Raw genomic sequence first — 16,566 nt, 5'->3', positions numbered from 1 at the left:
ACGGGGGAGCAACCCCCTTTTCGCATAGCAACAGGAGAGAGACATGCCCGATCGTCGGACTATGTTGAGCGCCACCGGCCTTGCGGCGATAGGCATAGCCTTGCCGCAGCCGCTTTTTGGCAGGACCAGGAATGGCGCCCGGCCCGGCCCCTATCTGATCGGTGCGGATATCAGCTGGATTCCCGAGGATGAGGCCGCGGGCGCGCGCTATTTCGTCGATGGCGGACAGAAAGATCCGATACAGCTGCTGCGCGATGCCGGCTTCAATGCGATCCGGCTACGCATCTTCGTCGATCCGGCAAAGGGCTATTCGCGGCGCGAGCCGGACAAGGCGTGGGCGGGACTGGCGCAGACGATCAAGCTGGGCCGGCGCATCCGCGAGGCGGGCCTCTATCTGGTGCTCAGTTTCCACTATAGCGATATCTGGGCCGATCCGGAGCATCAGGGCGTGCCGGCCGCCTGGGCCGGTTACGATCTGGCGCAACTGGCAAAAGCGGTCGAAGCGCATACGCACGATACGCTGGTGGCGATGCGGGCGGGCGGCGCCCCGGTCGACATGGCGGTGATCGGCAACGAGACGACATTTGGCATGCTCTGGCCACACGGGCGGGTAAAGCTGTCCACATCGACCGGCAATCCGGTGACCGACGCCAATCATGCCAAGGTCGGCGCGGTCGGCGGGTTTGACGGCTTTGCGCAATTGCTGCGCGCTGGCATTGCAGGCGCGCGGCGGGCCGAGCCGGACGTCGCGATCCAGCTGCACAATCATCTGGGGCGCCACTGGCCGATCGTGCGCGAATGGACCGACGCGCTGATCGCGCGCAAGGTCGATTTCGATGTCATCGGCTTTTCCTGCTACCAGCAGCGGGCGCAGGGCGACTGGGAAACCAGCTTTGGCGAGTTCGTCAAACGTTACCCCGACAAGGGGCTGCTGGTCGCGGAATATTCGAGCCGGAAGCGCTACATCAACGATCTGGTCCATGCCTTGCCGGGCAAACATGGCTGGGGTGCGTTCATCTGGGAGCCGACGCGGCATCAGGAGGCGATATTCGACCTGAACGGCCACAATGCGGGCGAAGGCGCCAAGCCCGACCTGATTTCGCAAGGATTGAACAGTGCCGAAGCGCCAGGGGGCCTCGCGAGCGCCCAAGCGGTGCCCAAGCCGGAGCCGACGGGCCCTATGGGCGAAGGTGGCGATTATGTCGCCAACGATCTGCTCAAACTCTATGGCGAGATGGCGAAAGCCTATCGATGAGGCGCCGGGATTTCACGCTGGGGCTGGGCGCCATGAGCCTGGCCGCCATGACAGCGGCCGCTCGTGCGACCGGGCGAATGACGCGCGGGGAAGAGCTGCTGTTGTTCGCCTATTTCACCACCGGCAAGGCGGGTGAAGCGGACGGGCTGAAGCTGGCGGCAAGCGAGGATGGCTTCACCTTTCGCACACTGGCTGGCGGGCGAAGCTTGCTGGTGCCGGCGGTGGGGGAGAAAAAGCTGCTGCGCGATCCTTTCCTGTTCCACGACGGGCGGGTCTATCATCTGCTGTGGACCACCGCCTGGGAAGGGGTGACGATCGGCCATGCGACCAGTCGCGACCTGATCCACTGGTCGGCGCAGCAGGCCATCCCCGTCATGGCCGATGTGCCGGGCACCCGCAATTGCTGGGCGCCCGAAGCGATCCACGACCCGCGCACCGGTCGGCACCAGATATTCTGGTCCAGCACCGTGAGCGGCCGTTTCGCGGAGACGGCGGGTGCATCGGAATCGGGCTATAATCACCGGATCTGGCATAGCAGCACGGCGGATTTCGTCCATTTTTCGATCCCTGAGCCACTCTACGATCCCGGTTTCAGCGTGATCGACGGCAGTTTCGCGCACGGGCCGGACGGCGACCTTTATCTGATCGTCAAGGACGAGACGGTCGCCCCGCCCCGCAAATATTTGCAGATGGCAAAGGCAGATAGCCCGACCGGGCCGTTCGGGGCGCTCTCCAAACCCTTTTCTCCCGCCTGGGTCGAAGGGCCGATGGCGACGCGGATCGGCGATGCACTGGTCTGCTATTATGACGTCTATAAGGAAGGACGGTGGGGCGCGGCGATGACGCGCGACATGGTCGAGTGGGAGGATGTCAGCGCAAGGCTGACCATGCCGGCAGGCGCGCGGCATGGGTCATTGTTGAGAGTGCCCGGGTCGCTGGTGACCGCGATCGGCTGAGGCGCGGTCAGGCTGACGGTCGGGGCCGTATGGTCAGACATTGCGATACGGTGGCGAACGGACCGGCGGCGTCATGCAATATGCTGTGGGTAAGGCCGATACCGCTTTCGCCGGCGGATACCGATATGTCGAAGCCCAGCCAGTCGCCCGCCGGTTGCCGGAAGATATGGGCGGTCAGATCAAGATTGGGAAAGACCGCATCCCGTGGCAAGGCCAGCGGCGCAAGGCCGTTTGCGATGTCGGCCAAGCCTATCATCCGAGCGACAGGCGACACGGTGTCGCCATCGAGCAGGGCCAAGGGTGAGCGGACCCAGCAGCGGGCACGCCCCTGCCCTTCTTCCACCCGCCGCACTTCTACGCTGGCGATGAAACCACCGTCCCAAATGGCGGAGGGATCCCCGGCGGGCATCGCGTCTGGTGGCGGCAGTGGTGGGAAGTTGACCGCTGCCAGTGCGCTGCTGTCATAGGCCTGGGTCAGCCAGGCGCGCAGGATGATGGCCGGGCGGCCGTCATGGATCAGGCGCGCCTCGGCCAGTTCGATGGTCCGGCCGGGGCGCAGGATGGCGACCTCTATCTCGACGGCCTCCATCGGGATGACGCCCCATATGTCATAGGACAGGCGTGCGACTTGCAGGCGGTCGGTGCGGCGTGCGGCATGATCCGCCTCGACCGCATGGACGAGCAGGCCGATCGCCGGCGCGACATGTTGTTCGGTGACATTCCAGGCGCCCCCGACATGGGCGGTAGGCATGAAGCGGCCGTCATCCGTGCGCCGAAAATAGGCCTGCGGGCCGCTCTCTTCAGACTGCAAGTCCCGATCCCCTTCGCATCATCACGCCTGTCACCTGTCTTTTGGATCAGCCAGTGATAGGCGCATGGCGCGCAATTTGGAAATGCCCATGATGATGGCCCTGCCGGTCTCCGCCACCCAGCTCGATGGCGTGGAGACGGATGGATCAGGCCGGCAGCAGCATCATTTGGCGGTGTTCAGCCGAATGATGCCGATGCCGCGTTCGATGGCGATCTGCGTGCCGTAGGGCTGCGACAGGCGCTGGAGCCGTTCCAGGATGCGCGCGCCCGTGGTGGCGTCCGCCATATGGGGTACCCCGCGCCCGGCCCCGGTGGCGGTGACGCCTAGGTCGATCGGGTGAAGACGGATTTCGCTCAGCTTGCCGTCGCGAAACTGGCTGACGGCAATCACCGTTTCATAGAGGTTGGGATCGCCAAATTCCTTTGCGCCGCGCGCCTGGAGCAGTTCGGGCGCGGTGACGGTGCCGGGCGTGATGCCGAATTGATCGTACATGTCGGCCGGCAGGTCATCGAGCGAATTGTTCATCATCGCAAAGTTGCCAAGCGAATAGAAGATCGGCTTGCCCTTGTAGATTTCGATCCCGCGCAACTGATGCGGGCCATGGCCGACATAGACGTCGGCGCCGGCGTCGATCGCCTGGTGGGCCAGAGGCTGCGCGAAATTGGCGACGATCTGGCTGGCATTGCCAGGTTCGTGATTGTGCAGCGAAAAGACGACGAAATTGCCATTCTGCTTGGCTTGGCGGATGGCGAGCAGATTGGCGGCGACGTCCTTTGCATTCAGGTCATATTCGATCTTCATCGGCACGGCCGGATTGGCGGTCGCGCGATATTCGCGGCCCTTCATCTTGACCGGTGCGCCGGCCTTGGTGCCGGCCAAGCGGGCGATGGTGGCAAGGTCGGCGTCCGATACAAGGCCGATTTCGGTGCTGCGGATGGCGTTGGCACCGCCGCGGCCGGGCACCTTGCCCAGCGGATCGGCGGCGGGCGACATGGGCGTGAAGCTGGTGGTCGCCGAAATCAGGCCGACGCGGCCGGACGGCGCGTCATGGTAGGCCGGTGCGCGCGCGGCGGTCATGCTGCGGCCGGTGCCGGCATGTGTGAGGTGCGCGGCGTCCAGCAGGTCGAGCGTTTCGGCCATGCCCTCCACGCCCCAGTCGGTGGCATGATTGTTGGCGTGGCTGACGATATCGATGCCCATTTTCGCCACATCGGCCGGCACGGCGGGGTCGGCGAGCATCCATGTGCCACCCGATTCGGCCTGGGGCGAGCCTTTGAACGTCTTGAGGTCGAGCGCGGTCGTTTCGAAATTGCCGAATGTGATGTCGGCACCGCGCAGGATGCGCAGCATGTCGGGCGACTGCCTTTCGATCGTCGCCATCATCGGCCGCAAATAGATGAGATCGCCCACCGCCGCGAAGCTGAAATCGCCCGCTATGGGCGTGCTGGGGACGGTGGTGGTGGTCAGCTGGCCACCGCTTTCCTCTTCCTCCGCATGGGCCGGCAAGGCGGTGGACAGGATGGCGGCGGCACCGGCGCAGAGCAGGGTGCGCAGCGCGCGGCGAGGAGAAATGGCAGGCATGAACGCGGTCCCCTTGGACGATGCCGATGTCGGCAGACCCGGCAAGACTTAGCCAAGGCGGCTGACATGAACCTGTCACATAGCCGCGCCGCCTGCGTCAGACCGGAGGGAGGCGAAAGCGGATGAGGACGCACAGCCCCTGCCCGGTGCGGCCGTCGCGCAACGCGATCCGTGCGCCCAAGCGGTCGGCCAGCGCGCGGGCGATCGGCAGGCCAAGGCCGGTGCCGGGGGCCGCCGTGCGCCCGCTAATGCGATAAAAGCGTTCCCATACCTTGTCCCGCTCGTCGGCGGGGATGCCGGGGCCGTTATCGTCGATTTCGACGACGGCCTCCTGATCGTCGAGCCAGACGCTGACGGCGACCGCGCCATCGGGGCGGTTGTAACGAATGGCATTGTCGAGCAGATTGCCCAGCAACTCGCCCGCCAGCGCCGGCTGACCGAGCGCCATGACCGGGCCGTCCATGCGATTGTCATAGCCGATGTCGAGGGTAGCGGGCGCCTGGGCGGCGCGATCGGCAATGATGGTGGCGGCGAGCGCCGCAAGATTGAAGGGCTGCATCTGCATGTCCCCCTGATCCTCGCTGCGGGCCAGTGCGATCATCTGCCGCAGCAGCAGTTCAAGGGAATCGATCGCGTGCGGAATATCCGTGAGCGCGGCCTGCCCCTGCGGCGAATGGGGGCCGTAGCGTTCCAGCACGTCGAGATGGACACGGGCGACGGCGAGCGGCGTGCGCATCTGGTGCGAGGCGTTGGAGGTGAATTGCCGCAGCGAATTGCTTGCCCGCTCCAGCCGGGTCATCAGGCCGTTGAAGGCTGCGACGAAGGGACGGATCTCGGCCGGATCGCTGTCGCTGCTTTTCAGACGGAAAGCGGGCGAGGCATCCAGCTGCGCCATTTCCACCTGATTGGTGAGGTCGATGAGCGGGCGCAGGCCCCAGCGGATCGCCCACCAGAAGAGCAGGCCCGTGACGACCAGCACTGCAAGCCCGACCAGCAGCACCCGGATCATGAACTGATGCTCATAGTCACGACGATCGTCGATATAGTCGGCGATCTGGATGACGATGAGGCCGGTTTCGCCGGTAGGGCGGCGTATCTCCGTCGCGATGCGGGCCGGCTTGCCGTGCAATATACCGTCGCGCAGATAGGCGGCCTGCGTCACCTGTCGGGCGTCGGCCGGATCGAGATAGCCGCGCACCGTAGGGTTGGCCCGATAGGCGTTGACGAAGGTTGCCGGCGCATGCGGGTCGATCGCGCCATCCCATGTTTCGCGATAGTCGGCCGGCGGCGGCAGGGCAGGATCGCCTGCCAGCAATCGGCTGCCGCGATAGACGCTGTAATGGACGACCGGCCGCGCCCGGCGCTGGAGCAGGTGGACGGCGAGCGGCAACAGGCTCTCCCGCTCCGGCGAACGGCTGTTATAGACGAGGCTGAGCGTCCGTACCGAGCCGACCAGCACGCGATCGACCGTGTCGGCCTCCGTATCATGCGTCACCCAGGCGGTGATGATCCCGAACAGCAGGACCAACGCCGCAAGCGGCATCATGACCGCGCCGGTCAGGCGCAGGCGCAATGAGGGGGGCAGGCTCCGCATCGTCACGCTGTTAGCAGATTATGCGGATCAGGCAGCCTCTATCATATAGCCAAGCCCGCGCACGGTGCGGATGGCGGGGCCGGACGGCTGCAATTTGCGGCGCAGACGGCCGACATAGACTTCCAGCGCATTGGGTGTGACGGCGTCGTCGAAATTGAAGATTTCGGCGGACAGACGCTCCTTGGCAATGACCTTGCCGGGCCGGCCCATCAGCGTTTCCAGCACGGCCAGTTCGCGGCGGCGCAGGTCGAGCATCTTGTCGTCGAGATAGACGGTGCGGCTGGACCGGTCGAACATCAGCGTGCCGATCCGCAGCATCGGGTCCAGCTGCCCCTGGCTGCGCCGTACAAGGGCGCGGATGCGCGATTCCAGTTCGCGCGGATGGAATGGCTTGGCCATATAATCGTCGGCGCCGCGATCGAGGCCATGGATGCGATCGTCCATCATGTCCCGTGCGGTCAGGATGATGATGGGCGTGGCTGCGCCGCGCGCGCGCAACTGGCTCAGTACGTCAAGCCCGTCCATGTCAGGCAGGCCAAGGTCCAGGATGATCGCGCAATAGGGTTCCTGGTCGGCGAGTTTCAGGGCGTCTTCACCGGTCGTCAAAATATCGACGGCAAAACCTGCCGCCTCCAGCGAGGCGACCATGCCGCGGGCCAGCCGCTCGTCATCTTCCACCAGCAACAAACGCATGAACTGACAAACCTTCCGTCCTTCGGACTTCATGCCCGATCGACATTAAATTGCGATACGCATCATGCGTTGGATTGCAAATGCGAAGTGATCCGGGGCCGATCTTGCCTTTGATTACGCATCCGACCGTGTCCGACCCATTGTGTCAGGTTCATGACAGCGACTCCGGTTAGGACATTGGGGAAGACGAATGGCGGGATGACAATCCACAGCCTTCGGGTCGCAAAAAAATGACGCGCAAATAAGCGCTTCGCCATTTTCCAAGGGGAATCAGAACTATGATGACGGGTCGCTCCGCGGTTGCGGGGATAATGTTCTGCATGGCCGTTCCGCTGTCAGGCGGCGTTCTGGCGCAGGATAGCGCGCCGGCCGATTCCGCTGCGCTGGCGCGCCTCGATGCCCTGTTTTCCAAATGGGACAGCAAGAATTCGCCCGGTTGCGCCGTCGCCGTGTCGCGCGATGGGCAGGCGATCGCGACTCGCGCCTATGGCATGGCGGACCTGGAAAAGGGCGTCCCTGCGACCCCGGACAGCATCTATGAGGCCGGGTCGGATTCCAAGCAGTTCACCGCCGCGGCCATCCTGATGCTGGCGCGGGAGGGCAAGCTGTCTCTGGACGACGATATCCGCAAATATCTGCCCGAACTGCCCGCCTACAGCGCGCCCGTCACCATCCGCCACATGCTGCACCACACGAGCGGCCTGCGCGACTGGGGATCGGTCGCCGCGATCGAAGGCTGGCCGCGCAACAGCCGTACCGCCAGCAACGACGATGTGCTGGAGATCGCGTCGCGTCAGACCGAGCTGAACTTCGCGCCCGGCGCGCATTATCTCTATAGCAACAGCAATTATAATCTGGCGGCGATCATCGTCGCGCGCGTCAGCGGCCAGTCGCTCGCCGACTTCACCCGCGACCGCATCTTCACGCCGCTGGGCATGACCCACACCAGCTGGCGCGACGATCATGGCGACATCGTGCCCGGCCGGACCGGCGCCTATGACTGGCAGGATGGCCTCTATCGCAACGATCAGGTGATCGAGGACGCCTATGGCAATGGCGGCCTGCTGACGACGGTCGGTGATCTGGTGAAGTGGCAGGCGGCGCTGGATGCCGGCACGTTCGGTCCTGGCTTCACCGATCAGATGCAGACGCCGACAAAGCTGAACGACGGCACCCCCATCGCCTATGCGCTGGCGCTGGTGAACCTGGACCATCATGGCCAGCAGGAAGTCAGCCATAGCGGTTCGACCGGCGGCTATCGTGCGTGGATGGCTCGTTATCCCAGGCAGAAACTGGCCGTGTCCCTGCTCTGCAACACCGGCAATGCCGATACGCCGGTGCTGGGCCGCGAGGTTGCGGACGTTTTCCTGCCCGCGTGGAAGGACAAGCCCTACACGCCCAAAGGGCCGCTGCCGTCGGGCCTCTATGCCGACGGCATGAACGGCTTCCCGGTCAAGTTTGACAGCGACGAACAGGGCCGCCTGCGCGCCGATGGCAAGCTGTTGACCCCGGTTGGCCCCGGCCGCTGGGCGCAGCGCGAGGATATCTTCGCTTTTGGCAAGAGCGGGCTGGTGCGGGAGAATCGCGAGGGTGAAAAGATCCCGTATCGCAAGGTGGAGGCGGTCACGACCTTCGACGCCAAGCCCTATGTCGGGAAATTCTGCGCTGCCGACGCCCATGCCTGCCTGACCTTCCGCCAGCAGGGTGAGACGCTGACCTATAGCGGCCCGCGCTGGGCCGACCAGACGCTCAGCCCCGCCTATGCCGACGTGTTTACCGGCGAGGCGGTGCCGGATGCAGGCCGCATCACGGTGAAGTTCCAGCGCGACGCCAATGGCGCCGTCACGGCCCTGCGCTTTGGCGAGGGCCGTGCCTATGACGTGCTGTTCCGCCGGGCCGACTGACCAGATTTCAAGTGAATAAAAGAGAGCCGCTCAGGTCGCGGACAAAAAAGCAAGAAGACGAAAAGGGACTGAACATGACTGATAATAAGACCGGGTTTCGCAACCTGTTGATGGCTGGTACTGCCGGGCTGATCCTTTCACTGGCGCATGGCGGCATCGCGATGGCGCAGACGAGCGCGCCTGCCGCAGATGCCGCCGACGAAGCCGAACCGGCGATCGTCGTTACCGGATCGCGCATCGACCGCAAGGGTTTCGAAGCGCCGACGCCGACCACCGTCATCGGTGAAACCGAATTGCGCCTGGGTGCCCGCCCCAGCATCGCACAGGTGCTGAACGACCTGCCCCAGTTCCGCGCGACCCAGTCGCCGGCCAGCACGGTCGCCAACACCAACTCCTCCTCCTCCGCAATGGATCTTCGCGGGCTGGGCGTCACCCGCACGCTGACCCTGCTCAACAACCGCCGCTTCACCGGCGCGACCGACCTCAACACCGTGCCGCAGGGCCTGGTGAAGCGCGTCGAGGTCGTCACCGGCGGCGCATCGGCGGCCTGGGGCTCGGGCGCGATCGGGGGTGTCGTGAACATCATCCTGGACGATGAGCTGGAGGGCCTGACGCTGGGCGCGCAGAACGGTATCTCGTCGCGCGGCGACGGCTATCGCTACAGCCTGGACGCCACCTTCGGCACCAAATTCGCCGGTGGGCGTGGTCACTTCATGATCGGCGCCGAATATCAGAAGGATGACGGCATCCTTGACCGCAATTCGCGCAAGAATGTCGGCAGCGCCAATCTCTTTTCGCCGACGACGGGCGATCACGACTATATTCTGGTACGCGACGTCAATGCGTCCAACACCAGCCTGGGCGGCCTCATCACTGCCGGCACGTTGAGGGGCCAGACCTTCAACAGCGACGGCACGTTGCGCGCCTTCCAATATGGCAGCCAGATCAGCGGCACGACGATGGTCGGCGGCGAAGGCGTGGCCACCAACGACGAATATTCGCTGACCAACCCCTATCAGCGCGTCAACAGCTATGCCCGCGCCAGCTTCGAAGTCGGTGACGCTACCTTCTGGGCCGATGGCAGCTACAGCCGTATCTGGGCGAAATATCCCTTCTACGCGGAAAGCGGCACCTATACCCTGTCGGCCAGCAACCCCTATCTGTCGGACACGATCCGCAGCCAGCTTGCCGCAGCTGGTGAAAGCAGCGTGCGCGTCGGCCGCGTGTTCGAGGATTATGGCTATCGCACGTTCGGCTATTACCGCCAGAATGTGGAAGGTTCGGTCGGTGTCGACGGCAGCTTCGCCGACGGCAAGTGGCGCTATTCGGCTTATTACAGCCATGGCGAAAACCGCAACATGCAGAGCTATGACAATCAGATCACCGGCACGAACCTGACCAACGCACTGGACGCGGTGCGCGATTCGAGCGGCAATATCGTCTGCCGCGTGGCGCTGACCGATGCCAACACGGCCTGCCGTCCGCTCAACATTCTGGGCACCGGCACCGCCAGCCAAGGTGCGATCGACTATGTGTTCGGCAACACCGCCCGCGTCGTTTACACGACCAAGATGGACAGCGCCGGCGCCAGCCTGCGCGGCGACCTGTTCGAAACCTGGGCCGGCCCCGTCTCCGTCGCCGTCGGAGCCGAAGCGCGCTGGGAAGAGCAGGTGACCAACAGCCTGGACGCCACATCGGCGGCCAAGGGCTTCAGCCGCTTCAACTTCTCGCCGCTCGACGGCGGGTTCAACGTGCAGGAAGGCTTCGGCGAAGTCGCCATCCCCCTGCTGGACCAGCCGTTCAGCAAGCTCGACGTCAATGGCGCGGCCCGATACAGCCGTTACAGCACCAGCGGCGGCATCTGGTCGTGGAAGCTGGGTCTGACCGACCGCATCTTCGACAATCTGCTCATCCGCGTGTCGCGTTCGCGGGACATTCGTTCGGGCAGCCTCGCTGAACTCTACACCACCACCACGACCAGCTTCACGACCGTCGCGGAGAACGGCAATACCTATTCGATCACCCGCTATGGCGGCGGCAACGCGGACCTGAAGCCCGAAATCGGCAGCACGCTGACGCTGGGTGCAGTGTTCACGCCGACTTTCCTGCCGGGCTTCAACCTGTCGGTCGATTATTACAACATCAAGCTGAAGGATGCGATCACCTCGCTGGGCGCGCAGGATGTGGTCAGCGGTTGCGCGGGCGGCAATGACAGTCTGTGCAGCCAGATCGTGCGTGACAGCAGCGGCGCGCCCACGACCATCTACACCACTTATATCAACCTGGCCGAATATCGGACCAAGGGTGTGGACATGGAAGCCAGCTACAGCCTGCCGCTGAACAAGGTCAGCAGTGGCCTGGGCGGCACGATGCGCTTCCGCGGTCTGGCAACCTATGTGCCCAAGGTGATCATCGACGGGGTGAACCGCGCCGGTGATGTGGGCGACAATGTCAGCTATGGCACGCCGCACTGGCGCGCGACCGGATCGGTCAACTACACCAATCAGGATGTGTCGGTCGACGCCCGCGTTCGGTATGTCGGCGGTGGCAAGTTCAACCATCAGCTGGACATCGCCAACAACGACATCGCAGCGCGCGTCTATGTCGACCTCGGCGCTCAGGTGAATATCGACAAGTTCACCCTGTTCGCCAACGTCAACAACCTGTTCGATCGCGATCCGCCGCTGACCACCTATGGCGCGATCCACTATGACACGATCGGCCGTTACATGACGGCGGGGGCGAAGGTTCGCTTCTGAACGAAAAAGGCTATGACGGCGTCCTGAACGGACGCCGTCATGAACTGAGCAGGGGATAAGAGATGAACCAGACTATATTGAAATCGATATTGGCGGGTTCGCTCCTGTCCCTTTCAGCCGGGCTTTCCATGCCGGCCGGCGGCGCTACGCCTTCTTCGGCAAATACCAGGCTGATGGCGGTCATGAAGGGCCGTCCGGCGGTCAAGACCGCGCTCGCCGCGCTCGAACAGGAGCATGGTCAGTGGGTCGAGAACATCATCGCCCTGACGCAGATCCCTGCCCCGCCCTTCAAGGAGGCCATGCGCGCCAAGGCCTATGCCGATATGTTCAGGACGGCCGGTCTGGGCGACGTCGAGATTGACGAGGAAGGCAATGTGCTGGGCCTGCTGCGCGGCGCCGGCAAGCCGGGCGGCAAGCTGGTCGTCGTATCGGCCCATCTGGATACCGTCTTTCCGGAGGGCACCGATGTCACCGTGCGCCGCGAGGGCAGCAAGCTGCATGCGCCGGGAATCGGCGACGATGTTGCGGGCCTTGCCACGCAGATCAGCCTGATAAAGGCGCTTATGGCGGCGAAGATCAAAGCGCCGATGGACATCCTGTTCGTCGGCGATGTCGGCGAGGAAGGACTGGGTGACCTGCGCGGGGTCAAGCATCTGTTCCTGAAGGGCAAATATAAGGACCGCATTGCCAGCTTCTTTTCGATCGACGACGGGTCGGTCGACGGCCTGACCAATGGCGGTGTCGGCTCCAAGCGTTACAAGCTGACGTTCAAGGGGCCAGGTGGCCATAGCTTCGGCGCCTTCGGCATCGTCAATCCGATGACGGCGATGAGCCAGGCGATCGTCAATATCTACAAGATTCCGGTGCCTAAATCGCCCAAGACCACTTTCAGCGCCAGCGTGGTAGGCGGCGGATCGTCCGTCAACGCGATCCCGCGTGAGAGCTGGTTGCAGCTGGACATGCGGTCGGAAAGCGCGGCGGAACTGGCGAAGCTGGAGCAGTCCGTGCTGGCGCAGGTCGATGCCGGCGTGGCATCGGAAAATGCGGCGCGATCGACCAAGGATGGTGCGATCAGCGTGGACAAGCAACTGATCGGCGATCGCCCCGCAGGGAACACCGACCCAGCCAGCCCGCTGGTGCAGCAGACGATGGCCGCCTATGCGACCGAGGGCGTTACCGCACGGCTCAGCTTCTCCTCGACGGACGCCAATGTACCCATGAACCTGGGCATCCCCGGCATCACCATTTCGCGGGCGGCGACCGGCGGACGCGGTCACTCGCTGGACGAATGGATCGATATCAGTCCGCTGCCGTCGCTCAAAGTGAAGCGGATGAACCTGCTCGCTATCCTTGCCGCTGCGGGCTATCGATAGGATAGGCCAAGCCAGCCGGCGAGCAGGCGCAATTCTTGCCGGAGCGCGTCGTCCGTGTCAGGCGGCGCGCCTGGTTCCAGATGATGGGATTGTACGAGCAATGTGCCGGCCTTCTGGTCCGCCTTGAGATCGACAGGCCGGGGCTCAGATGCGTCCCGAAGAAGATAGGCGATCTGACCCAGGCCTTCGATAATATGCCTTCCTCGCGCAGAGCGTCGATGGCGGTGCGTGCTATTGCACCTGCGCCAGCCAGTCGGCCAGATTATAATGGTTGCTGACCCGCGCGATTCTACCCTCGCGGAACTGGAAGAAGGTGCCGACCCGCAGCCGATAGCCCTGCCCGCGCGCCCGCGGGAGGTCGCCATCGGTTTCGAGATAACGCCCCGTCAGCATGAATTCCGCCGCACCATGCTCGTCATCCGGGGTGAGGATAAAGATCGGATCTATCACCTCTTCCTTATAGCAGCGGTTCATATGGTCGAGGAATTCGGCGAAGACCTGCTTGCCCTGGCGTACGGCCCCTTGCGACGGTTCATGCACGACATCGTCGGTCACAAGATCAAGCATGGCGGCGGCATCGCCACGATTGAAGGCAGCATAATAGCGGCCCAGCAGATCAACGCTCATCCGTTTGCTTCCATCCTTATGGGCGATAAAGACGACCGACCCTCCAGCATCACCGTCACGGGCATCCCAGACGGTCGGCATGCCAGCGCAGATGGTCCGCCATGAAGGTGGAAATGAAATAATAGCTGTGATCATAGCCCGGTTGCAGCCGCATCGTCAGCGCGATGCCCGCCGTCCTGCACGCTTCTTCCAGCAATTCGGGTTTCAACTGGTTCGTGAGGAAGTTGTCGGCATCCCCCTGATCGACCAGCAGGTCGGGGACACGCGCGCCATCTTCTATCAGCGCGACGGCGTCATGCTTGCGCCAGACGGCCTGATCGTCGCCCAGATAGCCGGTCAGGGCCTTCTGCCCCCAAGGCACCTGGGATGGCGCAACGATGGGCGAAAAGGCCGACACCGCCTTGTACCGATCCGGGAAGGTCAGGCCGATCGTCAGCGCGCCATGGCCGCCCATGCTGTGGCCCATGATCGATTGGCGATCCATGTCCGCCGGAAACGCCTGCGCGATCAGCGCCGGCAGTTCCTGCGTGATATAGGTCCACATCTGGTAGTGCGGGGCGAAGGGCGGCTGCGTCGCATCGACATAGAAGCCCGCGCCAAGGCCGAAATCATAGGCACCGTCGGGATCGTCCGCCACGCCTTCTCCGCGCGGCGAGGTGTCCGGCGCGATGAAGATGAGGCCCCGTTCCGCGCACAGCGCGCGAAACTCACCCTTTTCCGTCACATTGGCATGGGTGCAGGTCAGGCCGGACAGATACCAGACGACCGGCAGCTTCGTACTTTTCGCATGCGGCGGGACATAGACGGAGAAGGTCATGTCCGTGCCAGTGGCGGTGGAGGCGTGCCGGTACACGCCCTGCACGCCGCCAAAGGCGCAATTGGTGCTGACCGTTTCCATCAGAAGACGACGACCGATCGGATGCTTTTGCCCGCGTGCATCAGGTCGAAGGCGGTATTGATCTCCTCCAGACCCATGACATGCGTAATCATCGGGTCGATCTCGATCTTGCCGGTCATATACATATCGACGATCTTGGGCACATCGGTGCGCCCCTTGGCGCCGCCAAAGGCCGTGCCGCGCCAGTTGCGGCCGGTGACGAGCTGGAAGGGACGGGTCGCGATCTCCTTGCCTGCTTCGGCCACGCCGATGATGATCGACGTACCCCAGCCGCGGTGGCAGGCCTCCAGCGCGGTGCGCATCACGTCGGTATTGCCGGTCGCGTCGAACGTGTAGTCGGCGCCGCCGTCGGTCAGTTCCACGATCCTGGCGACCGTCTCCTCGCGCGACAGCCCCTTGCTGTTGAGGAAGTCGGTCATGCCGAACTTGCGGCCCCATTCCTCACGGTCGGGATTGATGTCCACGCCGATGATCCTGTTCGCGCCGGCAAGTCGGGCACCCTGGATCACGTTGAGGCCGATGCCGCCAAGCCCGAAGATGACGACATTGTCGCCCACCTGCACCTTGGCCGTGTTGATGACCGCGCCCACGCCCGTCGTCACGCCGCAACCGATATAGCAGCTCGACTGGAACGGCGCGTCTTCACGGATCTTCGCCAGCGCGATTTCGGGCAGGACGGTGAAGTTGGAGAAGGTCGAGCAGCCCATATAATGGAAGATCGGCTGCCCCTTGTAGCTGAAGCGGGTCGTCCCATCGGGCATCAGCCCCTTCCCCTGGGTCGCGCGGATGGCGGTACACAGGTTGGTCTTGCCGCTAAGGCAGCTTTTGCACTGGCGGCACTCTGGCGTGTAGAGCGGGATGACATGGTCGCCCGGCTTGACCGATGTGACGCCCGCACCGACTTCCCGCACGATGCCCGCGCCTTCATGGCCAAGAATGGACGGGAAAATGCCTTCGCTATCGAAACCGTCCAGCGTGTAGGCGTCCGTGTGGCAGATGCCGGTCGCCATGATTTCGACCAGCACTTCGCCGGCCTTGGGGCCTTCGAGATCGACTTCCACGATTTCGAGCGGCTTCTTGGCTTCGAATGCGACGGCGGCGCGAGTCTTCATGCGACTTCCTTGATTTGCGAGGATGAAGCCGCTCTATCATTGGTCCAATCCTGCGTTAATATGGATTTTTTGCAATAGACTATGTCATTTGAGGGATAATATGTCGGCTTGGGATGGGATAGACGAATTTATCGCGGTGGCGACGACCCGGTCCTTCACCCGCGCGGCGCGCGCCATCGGCATGTCGCCCACCCATGTCAGCCGCTCCATCATGGCGCTGGAACAGCGCGTGCAGGCGCAACTGTTCCACCGCACGACCCGGACCGTTCGCCTGACCGATACGGGGCAGATATTTTTCGAACGATGCGAACGGATCGCGCAGGAGCGGGACGAGGCGATCGCGCTGATCGGGGAAAAGGGCGAACCGCAGGGAGAATTGCGGATAACCTGTTCTACAGCCATGGGCGAGCGGTTCGTGGCACCCATCATCCGTCGTTTTGCCATGCCCCACCCCAGGTTGAACGTGACGATCGACCTGTCCAATCGCGTCGTCGATCTGGTGGCGGAGGGCTATGATCTGGCGATCCGTACAGGCCATGTCGCCGATTCCCGCCTGATCGCGACACGGGTCGCGTCGCGCACGTTGCATACCTGCGCTGCCCCCGCCTATCTTGCCCGCGCCGGCACGCCAAGGACGGTTGGTGATCTGGCCGCGCATGAATGTATCGCAGGCAGCAGCGCGACCTGGCATTTTAACGCTGGAGGCAAGGAGGCCGTGCACCAGCCCAGGGGACGGTTCCGCTGCAACAGCGGCGACGCCGTGATGGAGGCCTGTATTTCGGGGCTGGGCATCTGCCAGCTGCCCGACTTCTATATCCTGCCTTTCCTGAAACATGGCATGGTCGCGCTGATATTGGAGGATTGCCAGCCGGCGGACGAGCCGATCTGGGCGGTCTATCCCCAGCGCCGCCATTTGCTGCCCAAGGTGCAGATGGCCGTGGACAGCCTTCGCCATGAATTGGGGCCTGCGATGAATATCCGTGCGCGGGGGCTTGCCGATTGA

Annotated in this window: 14 protein-coding genes; 6 read left to right on the top strand and 8 right to left on the bottom strand. The window is 63.7% G+C overall.

Annotation, left to right across the window (positions count from 1 at the left end; all coding sequences use genetic code 11):
* The first annotated feature begins 61 nt into the window (after positions 1 to 61).
* Positions 62 to 1,255 (top strand): glycosyl hydrolase 53 family protein, encoded by a 1,194-nt coding sequence (locus AC07UX_RS11085; RefSeq protein ID WP_495192054.1) that lies wholly within the window; start codon positions 62 to 64, stop codon positions 1,253 to 1,255.
* On the top strand, positions 1,252 to 2,211 hold the full coding sequence (locus AC07UX_RS11080) for a glycoside hydrolase family 43 protein (protein ID WP_495192053.1): 960 nt from the start codon (positions 1,252 to 1,254) through the stop codon (positions 2,209 to 2,211). The genes AC07UX_RS11085 and AC07UX_RS11080 overlap by 4 nt, the downstream gene beginning before the upstream one ends.
* A gap of 7 nt (positions 2,212 to 2,218) precedes the next feature.
* On the opposite strand, the gene AC07UX_RS11075 is transcribed toward AC07UX_RS11080, so the two are convergent.
* From AC07UX_RS11075 to AC07UX_RS11060, 4 genes are all read right to left on the bottom strand, one after another.
* A complete protein-coding gene (locus AC07UX_RS11075) occupies positions 2,219 to 3,022 on the bottom strand; it encodes a thioesterase family protein (RefSeq protein ID WP_495192052.1) in 804 nt (267 codons plus the stop codon).
* Between the two features lie 162 nt (positions 3,023 to 3,184).
* Positions 3,185 to 4,603 (bottom strand): CapA family protein, encoded by a 1,419-nt coding sequence (locus tag AC07UX_RS11070; RefSeq protein WP_495192051.1) that lies wholly within the window; start codon positions 4,601 to 4,603, stop codon positions 3,185 to 3,187.
* Positions 4,604 to 4,700: 97 nt separating this feature from the next.
* Positions 4,701 to 6,197: a sensor histidine kinase gene (locus AC07UX_RS11065; RefSeq protein ID WP_495192050.1), complete on the bottom strand. Its 1,497-nt coding sequence runs from the start codon at positions 6,195 to 6,197 to the stop codon at positions 4,701 to 4,703.
* Positions 6,198 to 6,224: 27 nt separating this feature from the next.
* Positions 6,225 to 6,890, bottom strand: a complete 666-nt coding sequence (locus AC07UX_RS11060; RefSeq protein WP_495192049.1) for a response regulator — start codon at positions 6,888 to 6,890, stop codon at positions 6,225 to 6,227.
* Positions 6,891 to 7,210: 320 nt separating this feature from the next.
* Between AC07UX_RS11060 and AC07UX_RS11055 the strand changes: the two genes are divergently transcribed.
* Both AC07UX_RS11055 and AC07UX_RS11050 read left to right on the top strand, forming a co-directional pair.
* Entirely contained in the window at positions 7,211 to 8,794 is a 1,584-nt protein-coding gene (locus AC07UX_RS11055; protein WP_495192048.1) for a serine hydrolase domain-containing protein, read from the top strand.
* A gap of 74 nt (positions 8,795 to 8,868) precedes the next feature.
* Positions 8,869 to 11,553 (top strand): TonB-dependent receptor domain-containing protein, encoded by a 2,685-nt coding sequence (locus tag AC07UX_RS11050; RefSeq protein WP_495192047.1) that lies wholly within the window; start codon positions 8,869 to 8,871, stop codon positions 11,551 to 11,553.
* A 37-nt stretch (positions 11,554 to 11,590) separates the two neighbouring features.
* Here the strand turns inward: AC07UX_RS11050 and AC07UX_RS11045 are convergent, their stop codons facing one another.
* On the bottom strand, positions 11,591 to 11,737 hold the full coding sequence (locus tag AC07UX_RS11045) for a hypothetical protein (RefSeq protein ID WP_495192046.1): 147 nt from the start codon (positions 11,735 to 11,737) through the stop codon (positions 11,591 to 11,593).
* Here AC07UX_RS11045 and AC07UX_RS11040 point away from each other — a divergent pair.
* Positions 11,736 to 12,926 (top strand): M20/M25/M40 family metallo-hydrolase, encoded by a 1,191-nt coding sequence (locus tag AC07UX_RS11040; RefSeq protein WP_495192045.1) that lies wholly within the window; start codon positions 11,736 to 11,738, stop codon positions 12,924 to 12,926. The two genes, AC07UX_RS11045 and AC07UX_RS11040, sit on opposite strands and share 2 nt — an antisense overlap.
* Before the next feature lie 231 nt (positions 12,927 to 13,157).
* Here AC07UX_RS11040 and AC07UX_RS11035 read toward each other — a convergent pair whose 3' ends face one another.
* The 3 genes from AC07UX_RS11035 to AC07UX_RS11025 are packed head-to-tail and all read right to left on the bottom strand — an operon-like array spanning position 13,158 to position 15,563.
* Positions 13,158 to 13,553 (bottom strand): ketosteroid isomerase-related protein, encoded by a 396-nt coding sequence (locus AC07UX_RS11035; protein ID WP_495192044.1) that lies wholly within the window; start codon positions 13,551 to 13,553, stop codon positions 13,158 to 13,160.
* A gap of 55 nt (positions 13,554 to 13,608) precedes the next feature.
* The gene (gene fghA / locus AC07UX_RS11030; protein WP_495192043.1) at positions 13,609 to 14,451 is read right to left on the bottom strand and encodes an S-formylglutathione hydrolase; all 843 of its coding nucleotides are present in this window, start codon (positions 14,449 to 14,451) and stop codon (positions 13,609 to 13,611) included.
* Entirely contained in the window at positions 14,451 to 15,563 is a 1,113-nt protein-coding gene (locus AC07UX_RS11025; protein ID WP_495192042.1) for an S-(hydroxymethyl)glutathione dehydrogenase/class III alcohol dehydrogenase, read from the bottom strand. The genes fghA and AC07UX_RS11025 overlap by 1 nt, the downstream gene beginning before the upstream one ends.
* A gap of 100 nt (positions 15,564 to 15,663) precedes the next feature.
* On the opposite strand from AC07UX_RS11025, the gene AC07UX_RS11020 reads away from it, so the two are divergent.
* Positions 15,664 to 16,566: a LysR family transcriptional regulator gene (locus tag AC07UX_RS11020; protein ID WP_495192041.1), complete on the top strand. Its 903-nt coding sequence runs from the start codon at positions 15,664 to 15,666 to the stop codon at positions 16,564 to 16,566.

It is taken from the genome of Sphingobium sp. GW821-FHT02B05 (assembly GCF_059421905.1).
This window is presented reverse-complemented; position numbering and strand designations above follow the sequence as displayed.